The 1,737-nt window shown below is 53.9% G+C and carries 2 protein-coding genes; both read left to right on the top strand.

The genetic code is table 11. The features are described 5' to 3' along the window. Positions 1 to 837: tyrosine-type recombinase/integrase (locus AAA938_RS20100; RefSeq protein ID WP_338230715.1), on the top strand; the 837-nt coding region annotated here is incomplete at its 5' end. Further along, positions 834 to 1,737, top strand: a 904-nt coding sequence (locus AAA938_RS20095; RefSeq protein ID WP_338230713.1) for an IS91 family transposase, incomplete at its 3' end; no start/stop codon positions are given. The genes AAA938_RS20100 and AAA938_RS20095, both read left to right, overlap by 4 nt.

Genomic DNA, 1,737 nt, shown 5'->3' with positions numbered 1-1,737 from the left:
GTGGCCGGCAAAAGTCAAAGCACGGTCACCAACTATGGCCGTCACCTGGCCAAACTCGCCCTTCACTTCAATGAATTGCCTACTGAAGTCGATCCTGATCGGGTCAATGATTACCTGCATCTGGTCAAGCGGGGGCACAATACACCCTCTGATTCCTACTTCAAGTTCACTGTCTATGCACTGCGGTTCGCCTATCGTATCGAGGGGATGAAGGACAAGCGGATCGAACTTCCCTCCATTAAGCGAAGCAAAAAGCTTCCCGTTGTCCTGAGCCAGGAGGAAGTCCGCCGACTTCTCAAAGCTCCCAAACTGCTCAAACACCGCGTGCTGATCGGACTGCTGTATGGCTGTGGTCTCCGCTGCTTCGAAGTGCGGAACCTGAAGATTGCTGACTTGGATTTTGACCGGAAAGTCCTGCACGTGAAAGATGGCAAAGGCAAGAAAGACCGCTACGTCCCGCTGGCGGATATGCTGATCCGTGGTCTGAAAACCTATCTGGAAGCCGAGCAGCCGAGCGAATGGGTATTCAACAGCAAAGACCAGGAGATCAAAGGTCGGGTCGGAGGAGATTTTGACTCCCGCTATTCCCAACGAGGTGTACAGTGGGCGGTGAATGAAGCCAAAAAGAAAGCCGGGATCCAAAAGCCGATGAACGTGCACACGCTCAGGCATACTTTTGCGACCCATTTGCTGGAAGAGGGCTTGGACATCCTGACCATCAAAGACCTGCTTGGTCACGAGTCCATCGACACCACGATGATCTATCTTCACGTCGCCCAAACTGACAAGCGCCGTGCCTTCAGCCCGCTGGATCGACTGTATCTGTCCCGTCGTTGAGAGCCAAGCACGAAGTGGCTCAGGTGCTGAGGCAGCACTGGGCCCAGGTGGAAAACCATCCGCAGATCAACCGCTGGCAGCTCAGGACGCTTTCAGCGCTTAAGCGTTGCCGGACCGCTGACTTGGGTGGACATGTGGATGCCTGTACCGACTGTGGGAGTACCCGTATCAGCTATAATAGTTGTCGGAACAGGCACTGTCCGAAGTGCCAGGGCAAGAACAGGGAGGATTGGATCACCAAGCGAGAAGCCGAACTGCTTCCAGTTCCCTACTTCCATGTGGTCTTTACGCTGCCCGACACGCTGAATCAGCTGGCGATGTACCAGCCCAAGACTGTCTATGACAGTCTGTTTGAAGCGGCATGGCAGACGGTCCATTGCTTTGCCAAAGACCCAACCCATCTGGGTGCCAAAGCCGGGATGATTGCTATTCTGCACACTTGGGGACAAACGCTGAGCCTTCATCCCCATTTGCATTGCATCGTGCCCGGAGGCGGATTGACAAAGCATCGAAAGTGGAAGACAGCCAAAACGCAGGGTAAATACCTGTTTCCGGTTAAGGCGATGAGCAAAGTCTTTCGGGCCAAGTATGTCAAAGCGCTTAAGTCCCGGATCATACCGGAGAAGGAACTGATCAATGAGCTGTTCCAGAAAGCCTGGGTGGTGTACGCCAAGCGGCCTTTCGGACATCCCAAAGCTGTGCTGGAATACCTGGGCAGATACACCCATAAGGTGGCGATCTCCAATCACCGGATTCTGGACATGGGTCCCAAACAGACCACCTTCAGCTACAAAGACTACAGGCAAGGAGCCCAGAGGATGGAGATGAGTCTGGACAACTTAGAGTTTATCCGGCGATTCTCCATGCATATCCTGCCCAGAGGACTGGTTCGGATCAGGC

This window comes from Algoriphagus taiwanensis, assembly GCF_036245645.1.
Classification (GTDB): domain Bacteria; phylum Bacteroidota; class Bacteroidia; order Cytophagales; family Cyclobacteriaceae; genus Algoriphagus; species Algoriphagus taiwanensis.
The sequence above is the reverse complement of the archived record's forward strand: the minus strand, read 5'-3'. Positions and strand labels throughout refer to the sequence as shown.